Source organism: Bradyrhizobium zhengyangense, from assembly GCF_022012435.1.
In the GTDB taxonomy this organism is placed as follows: Bacteria; Pseudomonadota; Alphaproteobacteria; order Rhizobiales; family Xanthobacteraceae; genus Bradyrhizobium; species Bradyrhizobium zhengyangense.
In genome coordinates, this window is sequence record NZ_JAKLUA010000042.1 from 1 (window position 1) to 17,057 (window position 17,057).

14 protein-coding genes and 4 pseudogenes are annotated in these 17,057 nt (G+C 57.7%); 11 read left to right on the forward strand and 7 right to left on the reverse strand.

The window, feature by feature from the left end:
• A pseudogene (locus L6637_RS41060) lies at positions 1-638 on the forward strand (transposase); the annotation flags it as partial.
• Here the strand turns inward: L6637_RS41060 and L6637_RS41065 are convergent.
• From L6637_RS41065 to epsI, 4 genes and pseudogenes are all read right to left on the reverse strand, one after another.
• Positions 615-1,232 (reverse strand): annotated as a pseudogene (locus tag L6637_RS41065) (IS66 family transposase). The pseudogenes L6637_RS41060 and L6637_RS41065 sit on opposite strands and share 24 nt — an antisense overlap.
• Positions 1,233-1,431: 199 nt before the next feature.
• Positions 1,432-1,542 (reverse strand): annotated as a pseudogene (locus L6637_RS42975) (PEPxxWA-CTERM sorting domain-containing protein); the annotation flags it as partial.
• A gap of 1,450 nt (positions 1,543-2,992) precedes the next feature.
• Positions 2,993-3,703: a serine protease gene (locus L6637_RS41075; protein ID WP_237874290.1), complete on the reverse strand. Its 711-nt coding sequence runs from the start codon at positions 3,701-3,703 to the stop codon at positions 2,993-2,995.
• Between the two features lie 68 nt (positions 3,704-3,771).
• Positions 3,772-4,476: an exosortase-associated protein EpsI, V-type gene (gene epsI, locus L6637_RS41080; protein WP_237874291.1), complete on the reverse strand. Its 705-nt coding sequence runs from the start codon at positions 4,474-4,476 to the stop codon at positions 3,772-3,774.
• 233 nt (positions 4,477-4,709) lie between these two features.
• Between epsI and L6637_RS41085 the strand changes: the two genes are divergently transcribed.
• The 4 genes from L6637_RS41085 (at position 4,710) to L6637_RS41100 (ending at position 7,488) form a co-directional block, all read left to right on the forward strand.
• Positions 4,710-5,576 (forward strand): SurA N-terminal domain-containing protein, encoded by an 867-nt coding sequence (locus L6637_RS41085; RefSeq protein ID WP_237874292.1) that lies wholly within the window; start codon positions 4,710-4,712, stop codon positions 5,574-5,576.
• Between the two features lie 39 nt (positions 5,577-5,615).
• Positions 5,616-5,837: an XrtV sorting system accessory protein gene (locus L6637_RS41090; RefSeq protein WP_237874293.1), complete on the forward strand. Its 222-nt coding sequence runs from the start codon at positions 5,616-5,618 to the stop codon at positions 5,835-5,837.
• A 62-nt stretch (positions 5,838-5,899) separates the two neighbouring features.
• Complete coding sequence (gene xrtV / locus L6637_RS41095; RefSeq protein WP_237874295.1) at positions 5,900-6,820, forward strand: exosortase V; 921 nt, start codon at positions 5,900-5,902, stop codon at positions 6,818-6,820.
• A 152-nt stretch (positions 6,821-6,972) separates the two neighbouring features.
• Positions 6,973-7,488, forward strand: a complete 516-nt coding sequence (locus tag L6637_RS41100) for a PEPxxWA-CTERM sorting domain-containing protein (protein WP_237874297.1) — start codon at positions 6,973-6,975, stop codon at positions 7,486-7,488.
• A gap of 196 nt (positions 7,489-7,684) precedes the next feature.
• On the opposite strand, the gene L6637_RS41105 is transcribed toward L6637_RS41100, so the two are convergent.
• Entirely contained in the window at positions 7,685-7,879 is a 195-nt protein-coding gene (locus L6637_RS41105) for a hypothetical protein (RefSeq protein ID WP_237874299.1), read from the reverse strand.
• A gap of 916 nt (positions 7,880-8,795) precedes the next feature.
• On the opposite strand from L6637_RS41105, the gene L6637_RS41110 reads away from it, so the two are divergent.
• Together L6637_RS41110 and L6637_RS41115 are read left to right on the forward strand one after the other, a co-directional pair.
• Positions 8,796-9,545 carry a PEP-CTERM sorting domain-containing protein gene (locus L6637_RS41110; protein WP_237874301.1) on the forward strand — a complete coding sequence of 250 codons (750 nt, stop codon included), beginning with the start codon at positions 8,796-8,798 and terminating at the stop codon, positions 9,543-9,545.
• A 95-nt stretch (positions 9,546-9,640) separates the two neighbouring features.
• Entirely contained in the window at positions 9,641-9,946 is a 306-nt protein-coding gene (locus L6637_RS41115; RefSeq protein WP_237874303.1) for an H-NS histone family protein, read from the forward strand.
• Positions 9,947-10,026: 80 nt separating this feature from the next.
• On the opposite strand, the gene L6637_RS41120 is transcribed toward L6637_RS41115, so the two are convergent.
• Complete coding sequence (locus L6637_RS41120) at positions 10,027-11,304, reverse strand: glycosyltransferase (protein WP_338076895.1); 1,278 nt, start codon at positions 11,302-11,304, stop codon at positions 10,027-10,029.
• Positions 11,305-11,501: 197 nt separating this feature from the next.
• Here L6637_RS41120 and L6637_RS41125 point away from each other — a divergent pair, with 197 nt between their 5' ends.
• The 4 genes and pseudogenes from L6637_RS41125 to tnpC form a co-directional block, all read left to right on the forward strand.
• Positions 11,502-12,452 carry a polysaccharide deacetylase family protein gene (locus L6637_RS41125; protein ID WP_237874304.1) on the forward strand — a complete coding sequence of 317 codons (951 nt, stop codon included), beginning with the start codon at positions 11,502-11,504 and terminating at the stop codon, positions 12,450-12,452.
• An 11-nt stretch (positions 12,453-12,463) separates the two neighbouring features.
• Positions 12,464-13,660 (forward strand): glycosyltransferase family 2 protein, encoded by a 1,197-nt coding sequence (locus tag L6637_RS41130; protein ID WP_237874305.1) that lies wholly within the window; start codon positions 12,464-12,466, stop codon positions 13,658-13,660.
• Between the two features lie 239 nt (positions 13,661-13,899).
• Positions 13,900-14,280, forward strand: a complete 381-nt coding sequence (locus tag L6637_RS41135; protein WP_237874306.1) for a DUF4118 domain-containing protein — start codon at positions 13,900-13,902, stop codon at positions 14,278-14,280.
• A gap of 1 nt (position 14,281) precedes the next feature.
• Positions 14,282-15,009: pseudogene (gene tnpC / locus L6637_RS41140) on the forward strand (IS66 family transposase); the annotation flags it as partial.
• Positions 15,010-15,340: 331 nt separating this feature from the next.
• Here tnpC and L6637_RS41145 read toward each other — a convergent pair.
• The gene (locus L6637_RS41145; protein ID WP_237874307.1) at positions 15,341-15,559 is read right to left on the reverse strand and encodes a hypothetical protein; all 219 of its coding nucleotides are present in this window, start codon (positions 15,557-15,559) and stop codon (positions 15,341-15,343) included.
• Positions 15,560-17,057: the final 1,498 nt, after the last annotated feature.

Here is a 17,057-nt window from a genome sequence, read left to right on the forward strand (position 1 = left end):
AAGATCGAAGGTCAGACCGTGCTCGAGAACGCGTTCGCGCTCCCGCTCGGCCGGTCCTCCCAGATCCGCTCGCAGCAGCAGCGCCAGCGCGGCTGGAAGCTCTATTCCTTTCACGCCCCGGAGGTCGAGTGCATCGGCAAGGGCAAGGCTGCCGCTCCTTACGAGTTCGGGGTGAAGGCCTCCATCGTCACCAACAACCGCCGGGCTCCCGGTGGCCTGTTCGTGCTGCACGCCCGTACGACGGTCACACCTTGCGGGACGTCATCGACAGCACCGAGATACTCACCGGCTGTGCGATCCAGCGGGCCTATGTCGACAAGGGATACCGCGGACACGACGCGCAAAATCCCCGCCGTGTCTTCATCTCTGGCCAGAAGCGCGGGGTCTTCGGCATCATCAAGCGCGAGCTGCGCCGCCGATCAGCCATCGAACCCATCATCGGACACCTGAAGACCGATGGTCACCTCGGCCGCTGCTACCTCAAAGGCCGCGCCGGCGATGCGGCCAACGTCATCCTCTCGGCCGTCGGTCACAACTTCCGCCGCATCCTCGCCTGGCTGAGGGCTCTCTGGTGCCGGATCCTGACCACCCTCATCGCGGCCGCCAGCGACCGCTTACCGCTTAAATCGGCTTTTTAACGGACGACAATTTAACGATTTAAATTCTGGAAATGAATAAGCGCTTTTGGGGCGGGGCAAGTCATATCCATCATAGGCATCGCATTGCAGGTAGCGTCCGCCAAAACCTTCCGGCAACTGCTCAGCAAAGGCACCGCTGCGACCAGGGGTATATCGGAACAGCACTATCGGCGGACTTGGCCCGCTGTGGCCGCGGTCGTCTGAAGCGATCGCCCAGAAGTAGCCCTACTTCGTTTGGCCGCGCCCCGGATCGAGTACCGGAGCCTTGGTCTCATCCATGAACAGCCGATCCGCCATAGCCAGGTGGTGGCGCATGAGATCCGCGATGGGCTGAAGATGGAAGCAGGCGCGACCAGACCAGTTGCCCAGTGTCGCCCGATCAAGCCGGATCCCCTGGCGCGCATAGAATCTCGGCCTGACGGCCCCCGCCGGGCACGACGTGCTCCGGTGCGTGCGCCTGTACGACGGGGCCCGAGCAGCGGCGACAAATATATTTCGGGCGGCGCGTGACCAGCAGCGCCATTGCGCCGGGATCACGTCAAGGCGCTGGCCGACGTCCTTCGAAATCATGTTCTGGCCGCTAGGGCGTAACATTAGACCATGTTCGTCGAAAGTGAATGGCTGCAATCGGATGTCATCATGGGCGCGATCGAGACCAAGTCGGTCATGACCTGCGTTGAGATTTGTCGAGATGCTCAACGCCTTCTTTGCACGAGGCTCGATTTCGCTGAAACTAATAAGCCCACAAAAAAGGCCGCCTCGCGGCGGCCTTTCTAAATCGTCCTGCAAGAGATCAGGCAAAGCGGAAGCTGGTCCCGCTTCTCCTGCGATATGCGGCGAAGCCCACGCCCATGAAACCAAGCAGCATCATCGCCCACGTGGATGCTTCAGGAACCGCGGGAGCAGGGCCCTGCACCGACAGGTCATCGAAGAAATTGAAAGCCGGGTCGTTTCGGCTGGCGATCACGAAGGAATCAGTGCCGTGACCGATGAAAAAGCCGCTGAACGGTGTCCAGCCGAAGGAGGGAACTGACGGCGGACCCAAGGTCAAGCTGGCGGTGCCGCCCACGTTGATCCCTATGTCGGCCGGGGTGCCGCCGTTGCTGAAAGCCCAACCCGAGAAGGTGTACAGCGCACCAACGATATCATTGAAGGTCTGCGTCAGGACGCCATCGCTGCCGATCGGGCCGCTGAAGTACGAGAAATTACCGCTATGGACAGGGGCGTTGCCCACACCGGTGAAACCGCCATTCCCCGTCAATGTCCAGCCGGGGGCGAGAGCGCCGCTTTCAAAGCCGCCATTTTGGAGCAGCTCAACCGCCTTCGCGGAAGTACCGAGGCCAATCGACATGACTGCCGCTGTGCCGACCGCAATTAATGTTTGACGTATATTCATTTGATCTAAACTCCTCTGCGCGGGTTTTACCAATTATTTACTACCATTCAACCGTGGGGGATTCAAGGGCTCCCGATTTTTTTATTAGAGAAGTCAAAAGCCTAAAATCCAAGCATCAGACTGGCGATTTATTGCCTACAAGTGCAGGACTTGGAGGCCAGCTATGATAGGAGGAAGACGCCGCTTCTCACCAAATTGCCCCGCCTTTCCGACTGAAATTTAATGGATATTAAATAGTGTTTTTTGGCGCCCGCTGTAGGCGACCTGCAATATTGCTGTCTTAAGGTCTTGGTTTTCCAGCCCATTCCGGCGGAATTACCCTCTTGCGTGGCGGAAGCCGCGGCCCTTGTTCGGGCACTATCATATGAGGGTCACACACTTCTCTAGCCCGTTTGTCGACTATTGCGGTGTCAATCCCGTTTGGCGACTTGTTGAGCTGTTGAGCACAATCCTCGACCTTCCTGAGGCTTTGGGGCATTTCAGGACTTTGCCAATCAACACCGAGTAATGGCGCGTACGGGCCGCCACCTCACCTTGAATGGCTGATTCCATGGCAAGCAGCCCCTGACTTCGGCCGATTCAAAATACCCATTCGTCGTCGGCTGAGCGCTTACGTCGTAGGCGGCCGGGCTTTTCAGAAACACCGGACGCATGCGAGGGCGCCCAAGCGCAGATACCGAGTTCGTGAGCCATCGGCTGTGCGATGATGATCCTGGGCTTCTTCAAGCTTCAAGCCCCGATTGTTGGGGTATCGTCGCACGGACCAGGATCACACTCGCTGCCGCAAGGTCGCAGCCTCGTAGCGACCACGCGAAACCGCCTTCGGCTCCTGTTTCGGGCAGAACTCCGACAATCTGTTTAGCATCACAGCATCGCCTGGCACCGGAAGCTGGTCCAACTCGGGCATTGACCAGCTTCGTCGCGCGATGCGCTATTTGTCTCGTGCCAAGCCCTGACTTCAAAGGCCGGAAGGCAGAAAGGCCGCGATCTCGCGCGCAGGCACGAAGTATTTGGCGACGTCGCGATTATAATTCTTGCCCATTGAGAGAGGCGATCGCGGTTGCATGATCTTCCGGCTCATGATTCCCAGCAGGCAACGCTGCTGCATATCGAACACGCCTGACCCGGAATTTCCCGTCCGCGCGACATCCTCAATTGCCGTGCTGAATCGCCGCAAGCCTATCGGGATGCGCTCGGGCGATATCACACGAGATGGGACTACGCCTTCGGGCACAACGGTCACGACGGGCTCACCCGTGACAGGTTGATGGCGGCAGACCTCCATATGACGAAGACGGAGCCGCATCGGAAGCAGCTTGTCGTCTACAGACAAGAGGGTGAGGTCAGTCGATTCGAAGCTTCCTTCCTTGACGATTTGGGTCGGGTATTCGACCCCCGCAATCACCACTTTTGGCCAAGTCAACCATCCCCGACCTACCACATGGGCGGCTGTAATGAACGAGCCTTTCCCGAGATAAATGCCATAGCCTGTCCACGTCTGTGTCGGAGTACGGTGAATATTGACTGCATAGGGGGGCAGAGTGTCCTCCGCGAACTGCAGACTATCTTGGGCAAACTGGACGGCTGGGGGCGGCGGAGCAAAACCTAGGCCAAGCGCAGCTAGAAACAGCACACCGCTAAAGTGTATCCCGCGAATGCGTCCCGACATGTGCCACCATTACAGCATCGCTCCGAAATTCGAAAACGAGCCAATCTCGCAGCTAACATATCCGAGCGTCAGGAGGACGCCCCAGTGAAGAATTTTAGTTCCTGGGGGGGGACAGCCGCCAAGAGGTCGTGGATAAACTGGTCTTGCAGCTGGAACGATGCTTCCCGTGGCAAGCCGATAGTAGAGACCCTGATGAGCGCCCCATCCGGGATCAGCCCGCGCAGCCCGTACTTGAGGCGGCTTAGCTGGTAACTGACCACGCCATTTGACACATCGTTGCCGATCCGGATCCAGTAGGTCACCGGCTCGTATCGCGACTCTCGCTCAGCGATGAGACGCGTCGCCAGGATCGGCGAGGCTCCGTTGCGGAAGCTCACGGGGGCATCAACCTTGTCCGAGACCCTAAAGCCGTTGGCGGTGTAGCAGATCTCGGGCCGATGGGCCTTGAGCCTGTAGTTTTGAACCGGCCCGTAGGCCACCATCAACATCACGATGTGGCCCTGACCGTCCGAATAGCCGCGGCCAACTTCCTGGCTATAGACCTTTGCAGACTGCGGATCCGGCTGGACATACGCCTCGGGGTCGACCGGCTGTACCGGGCTAATTTCAGGTACGATTTTCCAGGTTCCAAACTGACGCGGGATCACGGTCTCCAGGCTTGGTGCAGCCGAGGTTCGCGCCATAAGCTCGCGCGGGGCGAGGACGTTGGCCATGACGGCGGCGCCCACAATGGCCACCGAAGCGAGCACAAAATGAATACGGGACAATCGCATGTTTCCAAATATACCGGTCTCGATTGCCGAAGAAAAGTCGCCTCAGGAACAATTTAATGCGAGTGAGAGATTTTACGATGTTAACATAAACCAACCAAACCCGGCGCCAAACCGGACGTTCGGCTCGACGCGAGCCCGCCAAGCCGGTAGTGATCGTGGTAGTCTTTTTTGAAGTAGTGCTCTTGGCGCTTACTCGTCCAGATTTTGTGCTCAAATCGCTCGGAGTTCGTTTTATGAGGAACTGGCCGAACTGGCCTTATCGCTCCGTTGCCGTCGTCGTTTGTTCCGCTGCTTTGCTGGCCGGGTGCGGCAAGAAAGAGCAGGCCACAGCCCAGCGCGGCCAGGTAGTTGCCCATGTCGGCAACGAGGTGATTACCAATCAGGAGCTCGAAAACGAGTTTCGTCTGGCCAATATCCCGCCCGACAAGCAAAAGGACCCTGAAATCGTCAAGCAGGTGCTGGGGCAGCTGGTCACGCGCAAGTACCTTTTAGAGCAGGCTCTCAATGCCAAGCTCGATCGCGAGCCGGGTGTCCTTCTGGACCTGTTGCGGGCGCGCGAGCAGGTGCTCGAAAACGCCTATCTGGTGCGTACGGTCATGTCCAAGCCGCCCACCAAGGCCGATATCGACCGTTATATTGCTGATAACCCCGCGAAGTTCTCAAATCGCAAGCTGCTGCAGGTCGATCAAATCGCCTTCCAGTTTGGTCCGGCATCTCAATCGGTCGTCGAATCCAGCCGCGACGCAAAGTCGCTTGATGAAATCGACCAGCAACTGACGGCGGCCTCCATACCGCACGGTCGCCAGGGTGGTGCGCTCTCGAGCGGCGATGTCGGTCCGGAGCTGTTCGACAAGATCGAAGCCAAAAAAGCGGACGATGTCTTCTTCATTCGTTCCGGTCAAAACGGAATTTTCTTCAAGGTGCTAGGTGAGGAGCCGCGCCCCCTGGAGGGAGCGGCTGCAGCAAACGTCGCGCGGCAACTGATGCGAAATGACGCACTCAAGGGAGAGATTGGTATCGCAACTTATTCGGCTAACATGGAGGCCAAGTTTGAGGGCGAATATCAGCAAATCATGCAGGGGCAGGGGAAGAGCCAGTAGGTCCTACGGCTAGGCTCGGCTCGAGGATCGCAGTATTTCATGACGACCGTTTTCGATATTCTCACTGTGACATGCTTTATTGGATTGGTGATCGCCTTCTTCCAGTTTACGGATCGAGAGCGCGCGACGCTTTTGCATTTTCTCCTGGCTGGAGTGGTTTTCGCCGTCGCCAACCAGGTCGGAAATGGAGGCCACTTCTATCTGGCAGCCGTCCTTGTCTTGGCGGGCATTGGATATGCCGCGCTGGGGGCCCGCAGATAAATGATTGTTGCTGGATTCTTCCGATGCTAGCCTATTGAGCATTCAGCACAGTGGATAAATGCATGACATATTCCCAGGTGGTGCAATCAGCAGAAGCCCGGCCGTTGTCCAAATATGTTTGGCCGGCGCTCCTCGTCGTCTCGGTGCTGGCCGCCTATTTTCCCACACTCCTGACCTTGATTGATGGTCCTTGGCAGACTGAGCAGGAGGGGCATGGTCCTCTCATCATGGCAGCGTCGTTGTGGTGGGTCTGGCAGTCTCGCGCTCGTCTGAAGGCGGTTGAAGTATCTCCTGCACCGATTGCCGGCTGGGCAATTCTGCTGTGCGGCCTGATGCTGATGTATCTTGCCAGAATTGAGCAGGGCCTGGTGACGATCGAAATGGCGTCGCTGCTGCCGGTGATCGTCGGATGCATCCTGCTCACGGCAGGCTGGCCGACGCTGCGCATCCTGGCTTTTCCGATCGGCTTCCTCATCTTTGCCGTGCCGATGCCGGACTGGCTGGTCGACGCCGCTACAGTGCCGCTTAAAGTCTTCATCTCGAACATGGTCACGAAGGTGCTGTACGCAGCGGGTTTTCCCGTGGCGCAGAACGGTGTGATGATCATGATCGGCTCATACCAACTCCTCGTGAAAGATGCCTGCTCCGGAATGAACTCAATCTTTGCTCTCTCGGCAATCGGCGTTTTTTACGCATATGCATTCCGCTGGGAGGAGAAGCTGCGGAGCGTGCTGCTCTTGCTGGCGATTATTCCGATCACGATTCTCGCCAACTTCGTGCGAGTCTTCACGCTTGTTCTCATCGCCTATTATGGCGGGCCGGACCTTCTTGAGGGCATCGTGCACGATATGACCGGCATTGGCTTGTTCATCGTCGCCGTCGTTCTCATGTTCATGTTCGACGCGGTGTTGGGTTTGGCGTTCGGTCTGGTCAGCCGTCTTCGAAGGCGAAGTGTCCCGGAAACTCACCCCCATACGGCCTGAGCGTCAGCGGCAGCGGTTTCCTTCAGAGCGCATCTCGGTCGGCTCGCGAGATTCGATTGACTTGGTGAATCGGACTTCTAATCTCCGGGTTGCGTTTAATGGGCGAATCAATGCGGTTTTGCCGCTGGGCGCAAAATGGGGAAATGACAAAAATGCTCCTTAAGAAGCTAACTCTCGCTGTGGTGTTATCCGTCAGTAGCTTGCTTTCTGCCGTTTCAGCCAATGCCAGTGTGTTCGACTTTACGTATAGTGATTCCGCAAATGATATCTTTGGTCACGGGACATTCACGACGAGCGACGTCGCCTCTCCCTTCACCATCACGGGAATATCCGGCACAGAGACATATCTCGGTTTGACTGAAACGATCCTTGGGCTGTCGAGCTACGCGAGCGCGAACAACCTGTTGTTCATTCCTGCTCCATTTGTCGATTTCTCGGGTATCGCTTTCACGACCGCATCAAACCAGTTTGGAATTGGGTGGACCGGCTCGAACTACGGAATTGTGGATTTCAACTCGAATCCTTCGGGAGGCTGCTGCGGTACTGAGGTTACATTTAACGTCACAGCCGTTCCGGAGCCTTCAACCTGGGCCATGATGATTTCGGGTTTTATTTGCGTTGGCTACTTGGCCATGCGCCGTCGCCAATCACAAAGGATCGCGCTGTAGCGGTGAGTTGGTGACAGAAGACCGCCGCTGGCGGTCTTCTTGCATCGCTGTTGGGCGCCCCGCGTCTTTGCGAGGCGAACGTCAAGCCAAAGGCAAAGTAAATTCCGTCGGAGGCGCTAGACGTAGCTCAGGACTGACCGCTGCGGTTTCCGGGCTCAACCCTCTTTCGATAGGGGCGACTATCTGCATCGGCGGTTCAACGATGTCTTCGTTTGCCCCTTTCCTCTGCGGTCAAGTACCGCAGCATTTCGTCCAGTTCTGAAAGTCTTTGTTCGATCTTGATTGCGATATTTTTTTGGGCAGTTTTGAAGAGAACTTGCTTTGTTTTTTTCATCAGAGCTGCCATGGCAACCTTTGTTAATAGAACCAGCTCTTTTGCCTTCTCTCCCAAACGAGACGCCCTTCAAAATAGCCTGAGCCTGGGGCAGAGCTCGCTCCAGTTAGGGCAAGGTGCGTGCAAGTGGAGGCTTGGTGCGCCGCGGATCTGACCATAACCTAAGCCTGTGGGCATATCCCACGGCGTTCGCGCCTGCGAGCTCGCGCGCAGCTGCGCCGCCAACAGTGCATCCTCAAGCTGCGCGTTCGCAATTTCTTGCGCTTCTGTCCTGAGCTGCGATCAAGGCCTCGTGAACACCCGGCTGTCAATTAGGGAAGTACTTCCGGTATCATCCGTCAAGCCGCTGCGTCCCATGACCGATTCAATCGAGCTTCGCCATGAAAATTGCATTCGCTCTCCTCGTCTCGGCCGCGCTCTTGCACGTCGGACCCGCTGAAGCTCAAGCAACCCGATTGCGGGTGGAGCACGGAAAATTCGTCGTCGCGCAATCATACTGCGGGATGTGCGCAGACACGCGAACCACATGCGTCCTCAAGTGCAACGGAGCGGGCGCGTGCATTCAGAGGTGCGACGACGACTTTTTCGTCTGTCGCGAACAGAATTGTGGACGACGCTGACGTCAACTCGATTGGCCTTCGGACAGCTCACCTCTCTGCAAGCGACGAATGCGCGTAATTTGACGACTCTGTCGGCGTATTGCCGCTTGTACCATGGCGGTAAAATGCACGTAGTGCGGGAATTAACGCGGTAACTTGATTGTAGGCCTGGAATACTGCCACTTAGGCGGCAGTATTCATCCTTGCTGCCTTGCAAGGCCTAAAATGTTGTTTTTATTGCGCTATTCAAGCCGTTGATGGTGCAGTTTGCCAAGATTTCCCGATTATTTTGACGCCTGCCTTGAAAGGAGATAATATTATTAAATAATATCTTCGTGCATTCGAGCATCGCGGTTTTTTAGGAGTTGCATCACATGAGCCGATTTAATGTTCTTAAGGCGATCGCCGTCCTCGGCTTTAGCATAGCCAGCGCCAACGTTGCGGGCGCAGCCGTCGTAAACGAAACTTTCGATCTCGATTTGAATGGTATGACCAGCGGCACGTGTCCGGGGGGCATCTGCGGAACGGTCCATTTGACCGGGAATACGACCTCCAGCCTGACGTTCACTGTTGACTTGGCCCACGGGGTATCTTTTCACGCAAATCATAGCGGAAACAGTGGAATTGGACCGTTCTTCTACTTTCAACTGACCGATCCGGGCGGCCCTTCGATTGCATTCTCCAACATCGGTGACAGCGGGACCATTGGCAGTGGGACCTACAGCTACAACCCATTGGTTGCCGGTTCTTTTGATCCGAACCCGGGAAATTTTCCGGGAACCTATAATTACGAAGCGACCTGCACCAACGATACTTCGGGCAAGATCTGTGGCGGTCCGTTTCACTTTACAGCGAGCGGAGCGACAGCAGCTCATCCCTTCGATCTTGGAGCGCCGCTGGGACATGGTTTGTTTGCGTCAGATAACATCGCGTTTGTGGCCGATCTCTCGGTCTCCGGAACGTGCGACTCTGCTTGTACAGCGGGAACCGGTCTCGTCGGTTCGACACTCGTTGCAACCGTTCCGGAGCCGTCGACCTGGTCAATGCTGGTGCTAGGTTTCGCCGGCGTTGGTTTCCTCGCTTATCGGCGGAAAAGCCATGGGGCGGCGCTTCGTCTCGTCTGACGCAATCGGACTGAAACGAGAGAGGAAAAGCCGCCCCCGGGGGCGGCTTTTCGCGTCTGTTGGGTTAGCTGATCGGAAGCTGGGTGGAGGCGGCCATGACGCCCATAGAGCTCGATGCATGCTCGACGGATGAGCTTTGGACGCTGTACGAGGCGATCGTTGGTATTCTCCAGCGCCGCCTCGAAGGGGAGATGCGTCAGCTGGATGAGCGTCTTGTCGCACTGCGCGGCAGGTTTCAGGCCGCGCCCGACGAGGCGAACCGGTCTCCGAGATTCAGGAATCCGGGCGATCCATCTCAGACCTGGAGTGGCCGGGGCAAACGGCCTCGCTGGGTCACCGACCTGCTCAAGACCGGGGTGGAACTCGACGAATTGCGAACTCAGCAGGCCCAATCGGGTTGATCGGTTGATCACGGCTTCAAGATCTGCAGCAGCGTCCGCTAGCAACCGTGCAGGGAACCCCAGGTCGAGATTCTTGCGTATCAGCGGCTCAGCCTGGTCGCCGTCCGCTCGAACAGGCTGATGAGTTTTGTCGCTTCTCGATCGATATCGTGGCGCTCGAGAACCTGGACCCGGGCGTTCGCCCCCATTTCGTCGATGACCTCGGAGCGTGCCGCAAGGCACTCCAGCATGGCTGAGGTGAGAGCCTCGACGTCGCCGGCGGCCACGAGCCAGCCATGCTGACCGGGTACGACCAACTCGGGAATTCCTGCGACAAAGGTGCTGATCACCGGTCGTCGAAGCGCCATAGCCTCCATGAGAACGACCGGTAGTCCCTCGGCGAAGCTCGGCAGCACCAGCGCACGCGAAGCGAGGATCTCCTGCCGGACTTGATCGCTGGAAATCCAGCCAGTGATCCGAACGATCCCTTCGAGCTTGTATAGAGCGATCAGCCCCTCGATCTCGGGACGCATCTCGCCGTCGCCGGCAAGCACGAGCTCGAACTCGACGCCGCGCTCCACCAGCCGACGGGCGGCATCGAGCAGCAAAAGCTGACCTTTTTGCTCGCAGAGGCGTCCGACGCAGACCAGGCGCCGGCTATCAGCGCCGGCGCCTGCCGGCACATTCTGGTGAAAGCCGGGCTCAAGCCCACAATGGACGATTTCGATCTTGCTCCATTGCTTGTGGGGGACCTGCCTATAAAGCTGACTTCGGCCGAACGAGCTGATCGCCACCACGAAATCGGCGCGTGCGATCTTTTCAGGCAGAGCGATCATTGCCGGTTTGTCGAATTCCTCGGGACCGTGAACCGTAAAGCTCCAGGTCGGTCCGCCAAGTTCACGGACGAGCATGGCGACCTGCGCGGAGTTCGTTCCGAAGTGCGCGTGAAGATGTTCGATTTTTTCCGCGCGCAGCCAGAGAAGCACGCGACAGGCTTCGAGCAAGTAGATGATTTGGACCGCAAGAGGCCGGTCGGCCGGACGGCGAGTCTTCCAGACCAGCGCGGCGGCGGCGGCTAGGCGGGCCGGGCTCGTCGCCAATATTTGCATGAGTGCCGCAACGAGCCCGAACGTTCTGCCCTTGAGGACGTAACGTGTTCGCTTCTGCTCGAACTGGTCTTCCTCCCCGAGCGCCTGGTCGCGCCATCCCCTGATCGCGATGCGCATCACCTCAAGCCCCTGCCGCTCGAGAGCCAGGATTTCCCGACGAATGAAACTATGGCTCACGGCCGGGTATTGATTAACTAAATATGCGATCCGCATGCGTGAAAATCGTTCGCCGTTGACGGGGGGCCCATTCACCTTGTCATCGCCTTGCACTTCAAATAGTGCTCTAAAGTATTGTAGATGGCCGACTTAGCGACGAAAGACCGCAGAGTTCAATTGCTTATTTGCGGGCACGGTTAATCGAACGACTGGTCCACGCCGTGCGAATTTTATTGAGACCCTTGTCGCCCTCCCGTCTGGAGCCGAAGGACGCCGTGAACCATCAAAGCAAAGCCGGAATGGATTGATAGATGATCGGTCATTCGACCATTCTCAACGCGGGGCTCAGGGCGATCCTTTTCCATCACTTCTTTTTTGGTGGAGATAACTCGGCCGATGCGCGCGAGAGACTGAAGCGCCAGTGCGATTGGTTGTGCCGAAATTTCAATCTCGTCACGCTCGGCGAGGTCCAGCGAGGTCTCGCAACAGGCACTCTGCCGCCGAACGGATTGCTGGTTACGATCGACGACGCCAAGATCGAGATCTTGAACGTGCTGGATATTTTTCAGAGCTTCGACGTACCAATCAGTATATTTGCCTGTGTGGGGTGGTCCGCCCGAGAGAGCTCCGGTCCGGTCAGCCCGGAGATCGCCCTTGCGACGCTGGTGACGAATATCCAATGGTACCAGGGGCCGCCTCTCGCGTTGGATATCGAGGGGCAGCTCTTGAGGATTGGCGGTGATGGGGATCAGCGAGCTCGAGCGATCGATTTGATCCTGAACTGTGCCGATTGGACTAAGCTCGACGTCCCGCAGGAGCTGGACTGGAAGCGGCAAGGGAAAGGGCCTCGCGTGTGCTGCTCGATCGACGAACTGTCCGATATGGCCTCGGAGAGGGTTGCAATCGGCGGTCATTCCGTCACGCACATCAAGCTCGCGACTGCGAGCTTGCAGCGGCTCGATTACGAAGTCGGCGCGACGCAGAAGATATTGACCGATGCAATCGGACGCTGCCAATCATTTGCCTATCCTTACGGGATGGATGGGACACATAACGTCAATACCTATCGGGTGATCCGTGAGGCCGGTTTCGAACTCGCCTTCTTGACCCACTCAGATCTCATCTCAGCCGGGACCGACCGTTTCAAACTTCCGCGGATATCAATGCCAGATCGAGCGATGTCGCATGCAGAATTTTGTCTGCGAGCGGGGGGAGCAGGAATACCATATCGCAAGCTGAAAAGCTTGCTGTCGGTAGGCTAGGCTGGAGCGTCATGCTGCTAGGTAATCTGCTTGCTGTTCTCGCCGGCCTTATGGCGTTTCCGGTCATGGTGCTGCTTATCGAGGTTCTGGCCTCGTTGGCGGTTTTCCACGATCAGCTGGCCGAACATCAGGGTGTTGGAAGTTCGGCGAGCGCTGCGGTCGTGGTTCCTGCTCACAACGAGAGCTCGGGGGTCGTGCCGACTGTGCAAGACCTGAAGCCACAACTAGCGCCTCAGGATCGTCTGATCGTAGTGGCAGACAATTGTTCGGACGACACGGCTGCGATAGCGGCAGCAGCCGGCGCCGAAGTGATCGAGCGCAATGATTTGGCTCATATCGGCAAAGGATATGCGCTTGCCCACGCGATGGCCCACCTCAAACAAGACCCCCCGGATATGGTGTTGTTCGTCGACGCGGATTGTCGGGTGCAAGGTGACATGCTTCCGCGTCTGAAGGACGCCTGCGCTTACGCCTCGCGGCCTGTGCAGGCCTGCTTCTTGATGACGGCCCCGGAGCACTCGCCCGTCGATCACAGGCTCGCTGAATTCTTCTGGATCGTGCGAAATTGGGTTCGGCCGCTCGGTCTCGCCGGTCTCGGATTTCCCGTGCAATTAATGGGAACCGGGATGATGTTTCCCTGGCGGTTGATCCGAGATTTGCGAATGGACGGAAATTTGGTTGAGGATTTGAAGCTCGGTTTGGATTCGGCCGCAATCGGCTTCCCTCCCTGCTTTTACCCGTCTGTCGTGGGGACGAGTGAGTTTCCCATAACTCAGCGCGGGACCGAGACGCAGCGTCAGCGTTGGATCCAGGGACATCTCCGGATGATTCTGCAGCAATTGCCGCGATATTTGCTCCGTGCTTTGGTGACCCGCAATCTGGGGCTGCTCGTGCTGGTCCTGGATATGATGATTCCGCCGTTCTCGATGCTGGTCCCGCTGATTGCATTGATGCTGTTTGCAACTCTGGCGTGGTTTTTGATCGTAGGGATGGCCACTCCGCTCATTCTTTCTCTGGTCAATTGCGCTGCAGTAGGTTTTTCTGTGCTTCTCGCGTGGATGAGGTATGGTCAGCAAATTATCTCGTTGGACGAGATGATGCGGCTTGGGGGGTCCTTGCTGAGCAAGGTGCCGTATTACGGTCGGGTCTACTTTGGGCGAAAAGTAGCCTCCTGGATCCGTACCGATCGGACGAAGGTCGATCAATAAGGTGCGGGTCGCCGGGGAGCATGAGTTACACGTCAGACAAGCTTGTATCCACTTTGGCGACGCGGCCGAACGGGTGGGCCTGCCGTGTGTTGGCCTATGTTCTCCTCCTGATTGTTGCATTCTCGAATACGCGGCTCGGAGGAGCGGCTTGGACCTCCTATGCGGGAGTGTTCGTGACCGCTTGCTTGGCAACCTATATGTTGCCGTCGAACGCCCCTACCTCGTCGGCGCGAAATCGGATGTTGGCGGTTCTCGGACGGCTCTATTCGTGGCCGCTGCGCTATCAAATGACGGCCGCAGCCGCGGCATTCGTGGCTATTGAAGTGCTCGACAGCTATGCGGGAGGTTTCAAGCTTGGCCGAATATTCAATATTTACATGGCTGCGGTTTTCACTCACGCTCTAGTTTTTGGGCTGCGCAGCTCACTGTTGATGTGGCTTCTGGCGACAGTCACGGTCTACTTCGCCGAAATACCGCCAGAGTTCTCGTTCAAGTTGGAAACAATAGCAGGGTTTGCAGATATTTTTGTGTTCATGTACCTCGGCATACTGTCGCTGGCCAGCGCTTACCTTCTTCGTATCAGTTCGATTCTTGGCGATGGATTAGACGAACGTCGCTGACCGTGGTCGGCCTGAGCGAGACAACACACGGCATCTTCAAAGCTTCTCCGATATCCTGCAGGCCGACGCCCAGGGCGGCTACAACGAGCTGTATGACGCCTCCCGCGCGCAGGGACCAATCACGTCCGCACTCGTCGGGCCCACGCCCGGCGTCAGTTCATCTAGCTGGCGGACATTGCTGCCAACACGAGGCGCGACAAGAACGCCGCGACGATCTCGCCGATTGCCCTGGAGGCGGTCAAGCGCATCGATGCGTTGTTCGATGTTGAGCGCGGCCTCAACGGCCAAGGCGCCGAAAAGCGTCTGCTGGTGCGCAAGGAGCAAAGCGCGCCGCTTTTGACGGCATTGGAAGCGTGGCTGCGCGAGCAGCGGGGCCGGCTGTCGGACTCGTCATCGGTGGCCAAGCCGATCGATCACATGCTGTGCCGCTGGGACCGGTTTGCCCGCTTCATCGAAGACGGGCGGATCTGCCTGAAAAACAATGCGGCGGAGCGCGCGCTGCGCGGCTTTGCCTTGGGCCGCAAGTCCTGGCTCTTCGTCGGCTCTGAACGGGGTGCCGACCGCGCCGCCATCATGGCGACGCTGATCATGACAACAAAGCTCGACGACATCGATCCGCAAGCCTGGCTGGCGGGCGTTTTGGCCAGCATCGCTAGCACCCCGCAAGGTCGGCTCAATGAGCTTCAGCCTTGGGAATGGAAGAACAGCCCTGTTCAATCTGCGGCCTGATCGGGCCGCCGCGCCACGCGATCATTCCGCGGCCCTCACCGGACGGTAACAATGCACACGCAGCGCGGAAGATTTCATTGATCACGCACTGCTGTCTGTAGCCGAAATTAGCCTTCTGAACCATGTGACTTCCAAGATCGCGGTAGTGTCTCCTTCGCTGCTTCCCTCTGATCAGCGAACCTTCGCCATTAAGGGGGTGACGCATCGCCAGTCGAGCGAAAGGGCACCAGCACAACTATCATGCTATGCCGCGAAGGTGCGTTAGGCAGCGGCGTTGGCGAAAACATAGTGTTCTCGAAGAGTCCAAATCGATAAAGCGACTAGGGACCTTCTAGAATTCGTTTTCCGGCAGCGTCCCAGGCGGTGGCTTCAATTCGTCGATGCCGGCTTCGATAATCGCAATCTCATCCTGAACGGCACGAATGGCATTGGCCGGATCAATGCCGGAGACAGGCTCGAGCTCCCCGAGCACTTTGCGTCGGTGCGCCAGGAGATCGGCGAGAGCGCGCCGGTCCTTCACCTTCACATAGCCGGCGACGATCAGCTCCATCGCTTTTGACATTTTGTCATCACCCCAATCAGCGCCTGGTCTTTGAAGGGTGGGAGCCCACGGCTTCGCCGCGTCGCTCCTTCGCTTCGGTGCTTAAGCGGGCAACCGTGGTGACGATCGCCGCAACCAATACGATCCAAAAGCACACGCCGAAGACAAACAAAAGCAACTTTCGCATATGCTCGCGCGCCGATGAGCGAGCAAAGCTGACGCGCCGAGTATGTTGGCGCGCCAGCTTCGCCGCGGGGGTCCCGGACGGGGCAATTGTCCGGTGTAGGGAGCGTAGCGTTCTCGGTGGAGGCGGCAATCTAAGCCGCGAATTAAGCTTGATGTCGCGCGTGCGGGTTAATTCTGGAACCAACCCCCTCCATGGAGGCCGGTGCCGCCACGGCCTTGACCAAAGGTTCAAGGTCAGTTTCGATAGCCGCGTTTCCCGATTGTATATTGCCTGGCTTTTCCAGGAAGTTTTTGATGCGAGTATTTTTGCTGGCTCTTGGAAGCTGGCTGCTGCTGAATGTGCTCTACGTTCTCTTAGTCATTCCGCCGCGCCGAGCTAAACCATCATCGCCGATCGCTCGAGCGCTCGACGCAATCAGGCACTTCATGCGAGGCCGACGGCCACCCCCCTAGATCTCAGGTCGACGCGCACCTCATGATTGTCGATCGTGAAGTCACCATCAACGGCGGAGTGGACTAACGTCCAACGGATCGCTATTCGTTCCCAAATGCTCCGCAAAATGATCACTCTGGCGGCCTAGTGCTGCCTCGTCTTCTCGACGCTTTCGCCTATCTCTTTGCGCCCTGAAACGGGCTTCTCGACAGGACTAGAACGCTTCGCTGCTTACGGGCTGCTCGGCGCTCTATTGGTCGCAGCGTACCCACCCGCTTACCTTGGTAATGACATGCGTACTCTGCCCGGGCGTTTCGCTCGAGCTCTTGCAGCATCTTACCTCGGATCGACACGGCCATGTCGCAGACGCGGCGCAGAAGATTGTCGGTGGGGTTGCAGGCGCCAGCTTTGCAAGGGTCGCCCAGCTCTGGCGAGCCGAATAATCTTGAAGGCCGTTGCGGTGTCGCGCCCGGCCTCCCTTCACTCCCACACGATCTCGACGCGGCCGCCGAGGGACCAAGTAGCGCGCCCAACACGATTCTGCGGAGTTATTATTCCGCACCGCCGGTGTAGCCGCTATCTAGGTCGTAGCCTGGTGAGCTTCCCTGACCTGAGAGGCTCTGTTTGACATAGGCCTCCCGTTTAATAGCATTAGACTGCGAACTTCCCAGTTTCGCCCGAAAGTCCGTCGACCCGGCGTTCCCCAAGAAAGCCCACAGGGTCGGCGGACTTAGGTGGACGGCACCGGCCTTTCCTCAATGTGCGGTCCCGCTGTCCTGAGGGGGGAGTGGCTTTGCGTCAAATGCAGGCGTGTCAAACGCCATCCGGAACTGCCCCCTTTGCGTCATGAAGAACTGCCCCCACCATCTGGGTTATGATCTCGGTTGA

What these genes read in the sequence shown, in the direction of transcription:
- L6637_RS41115 (WP_237874303.1), top strand. Translation starts at nt 9,641, where the DNA reads ATGACGCCCATAGAGCTCGATGCATGCTCGACGGATGAGCTTTGGACG.
- xrtV (WP_237874295.1), top strand. Translation starts at nt 5,900, where the DNA reads ATGACATATTCCCAGGTGGTGCAATCAGCAGAAGCCCGGCCGTTGTCC.
- L6637_RS41090 (WP_237874293.1), top strand. Translation starts at nt 5,616, where the DNA reads ATGACGACCGTTTTCGATATTCTCACTGTGACATGCTTTATTGGATTG.
- L6637_RS41075 (WP_237874290.1), bottom strand. Translation starts at nt 3,703, where the DNA reads ATGTCGGGACGCATTCGCGGGATACACTTTAGCGGTGTGCTGTTTCTA.
- L6637_RS41100 (WP_237874297.1), top strand. Translation starts at nt 6,973, where the DNA reads ATGCTCCTTAAGAAGCTAACTCTCGCTGTGGTGTTATCCGTCAGTAGC.
- L6637_RS41130 (WP_237874305.1), top strand. Translation starts at nt 12,464, where the DNA reads ATGCTGCTAGGTAATCTGCTTGCTGTTCTCGCCGGCCTTATGGCGTTT.
- L6637_RS41145 (WP_237874307.1), bottom strand. Translation starts at nt 15,559, where the DNA reads ATGGAGCTGATCGTCGCCGGCTATGTGAAGGTGAAGGACCGGCGCGCT.
- L6637_RS41135 (WP_237874306.1), top strand. Translation starts at nt 13,900, where the DNA reads ATGTTGGCGGTTCTCGGACGGCTCTATTCGTGGCCGCTGCGCTATCAA.
- epsI (WP_237874291.1), bottom strand. Translation starts at nt 4,476, where the DNA reads ATGCGATTGTCCCGTATTCATTTTGTGCTCGCTTCGGTGGCCATTGTG.
- L6637_RS41125 (WP_237874304.1), top strand. Translation starts at nt 11,502, where the DNA reads ATGATCGGTCATTCGACCATTCTCAACGCGGGGCTCAGGGCGATCCTT.
- L6637_RS41110 (WP_237874301.1), top strand. Translation starts at nt 8,796, where the DNA reads ATGAGCCGATTTAATGTTCTTAAGGCGATCGCCGTCCTCGGCTTTAGC.
- L6637_RS41085 (WP_237874292.1), top strand. Translation starts at nt 4,710, where the DNA reads ATGAGGAACTGGCCGAACTGGCCTTATCGCTCCGTTGCCGTCGTCGTT.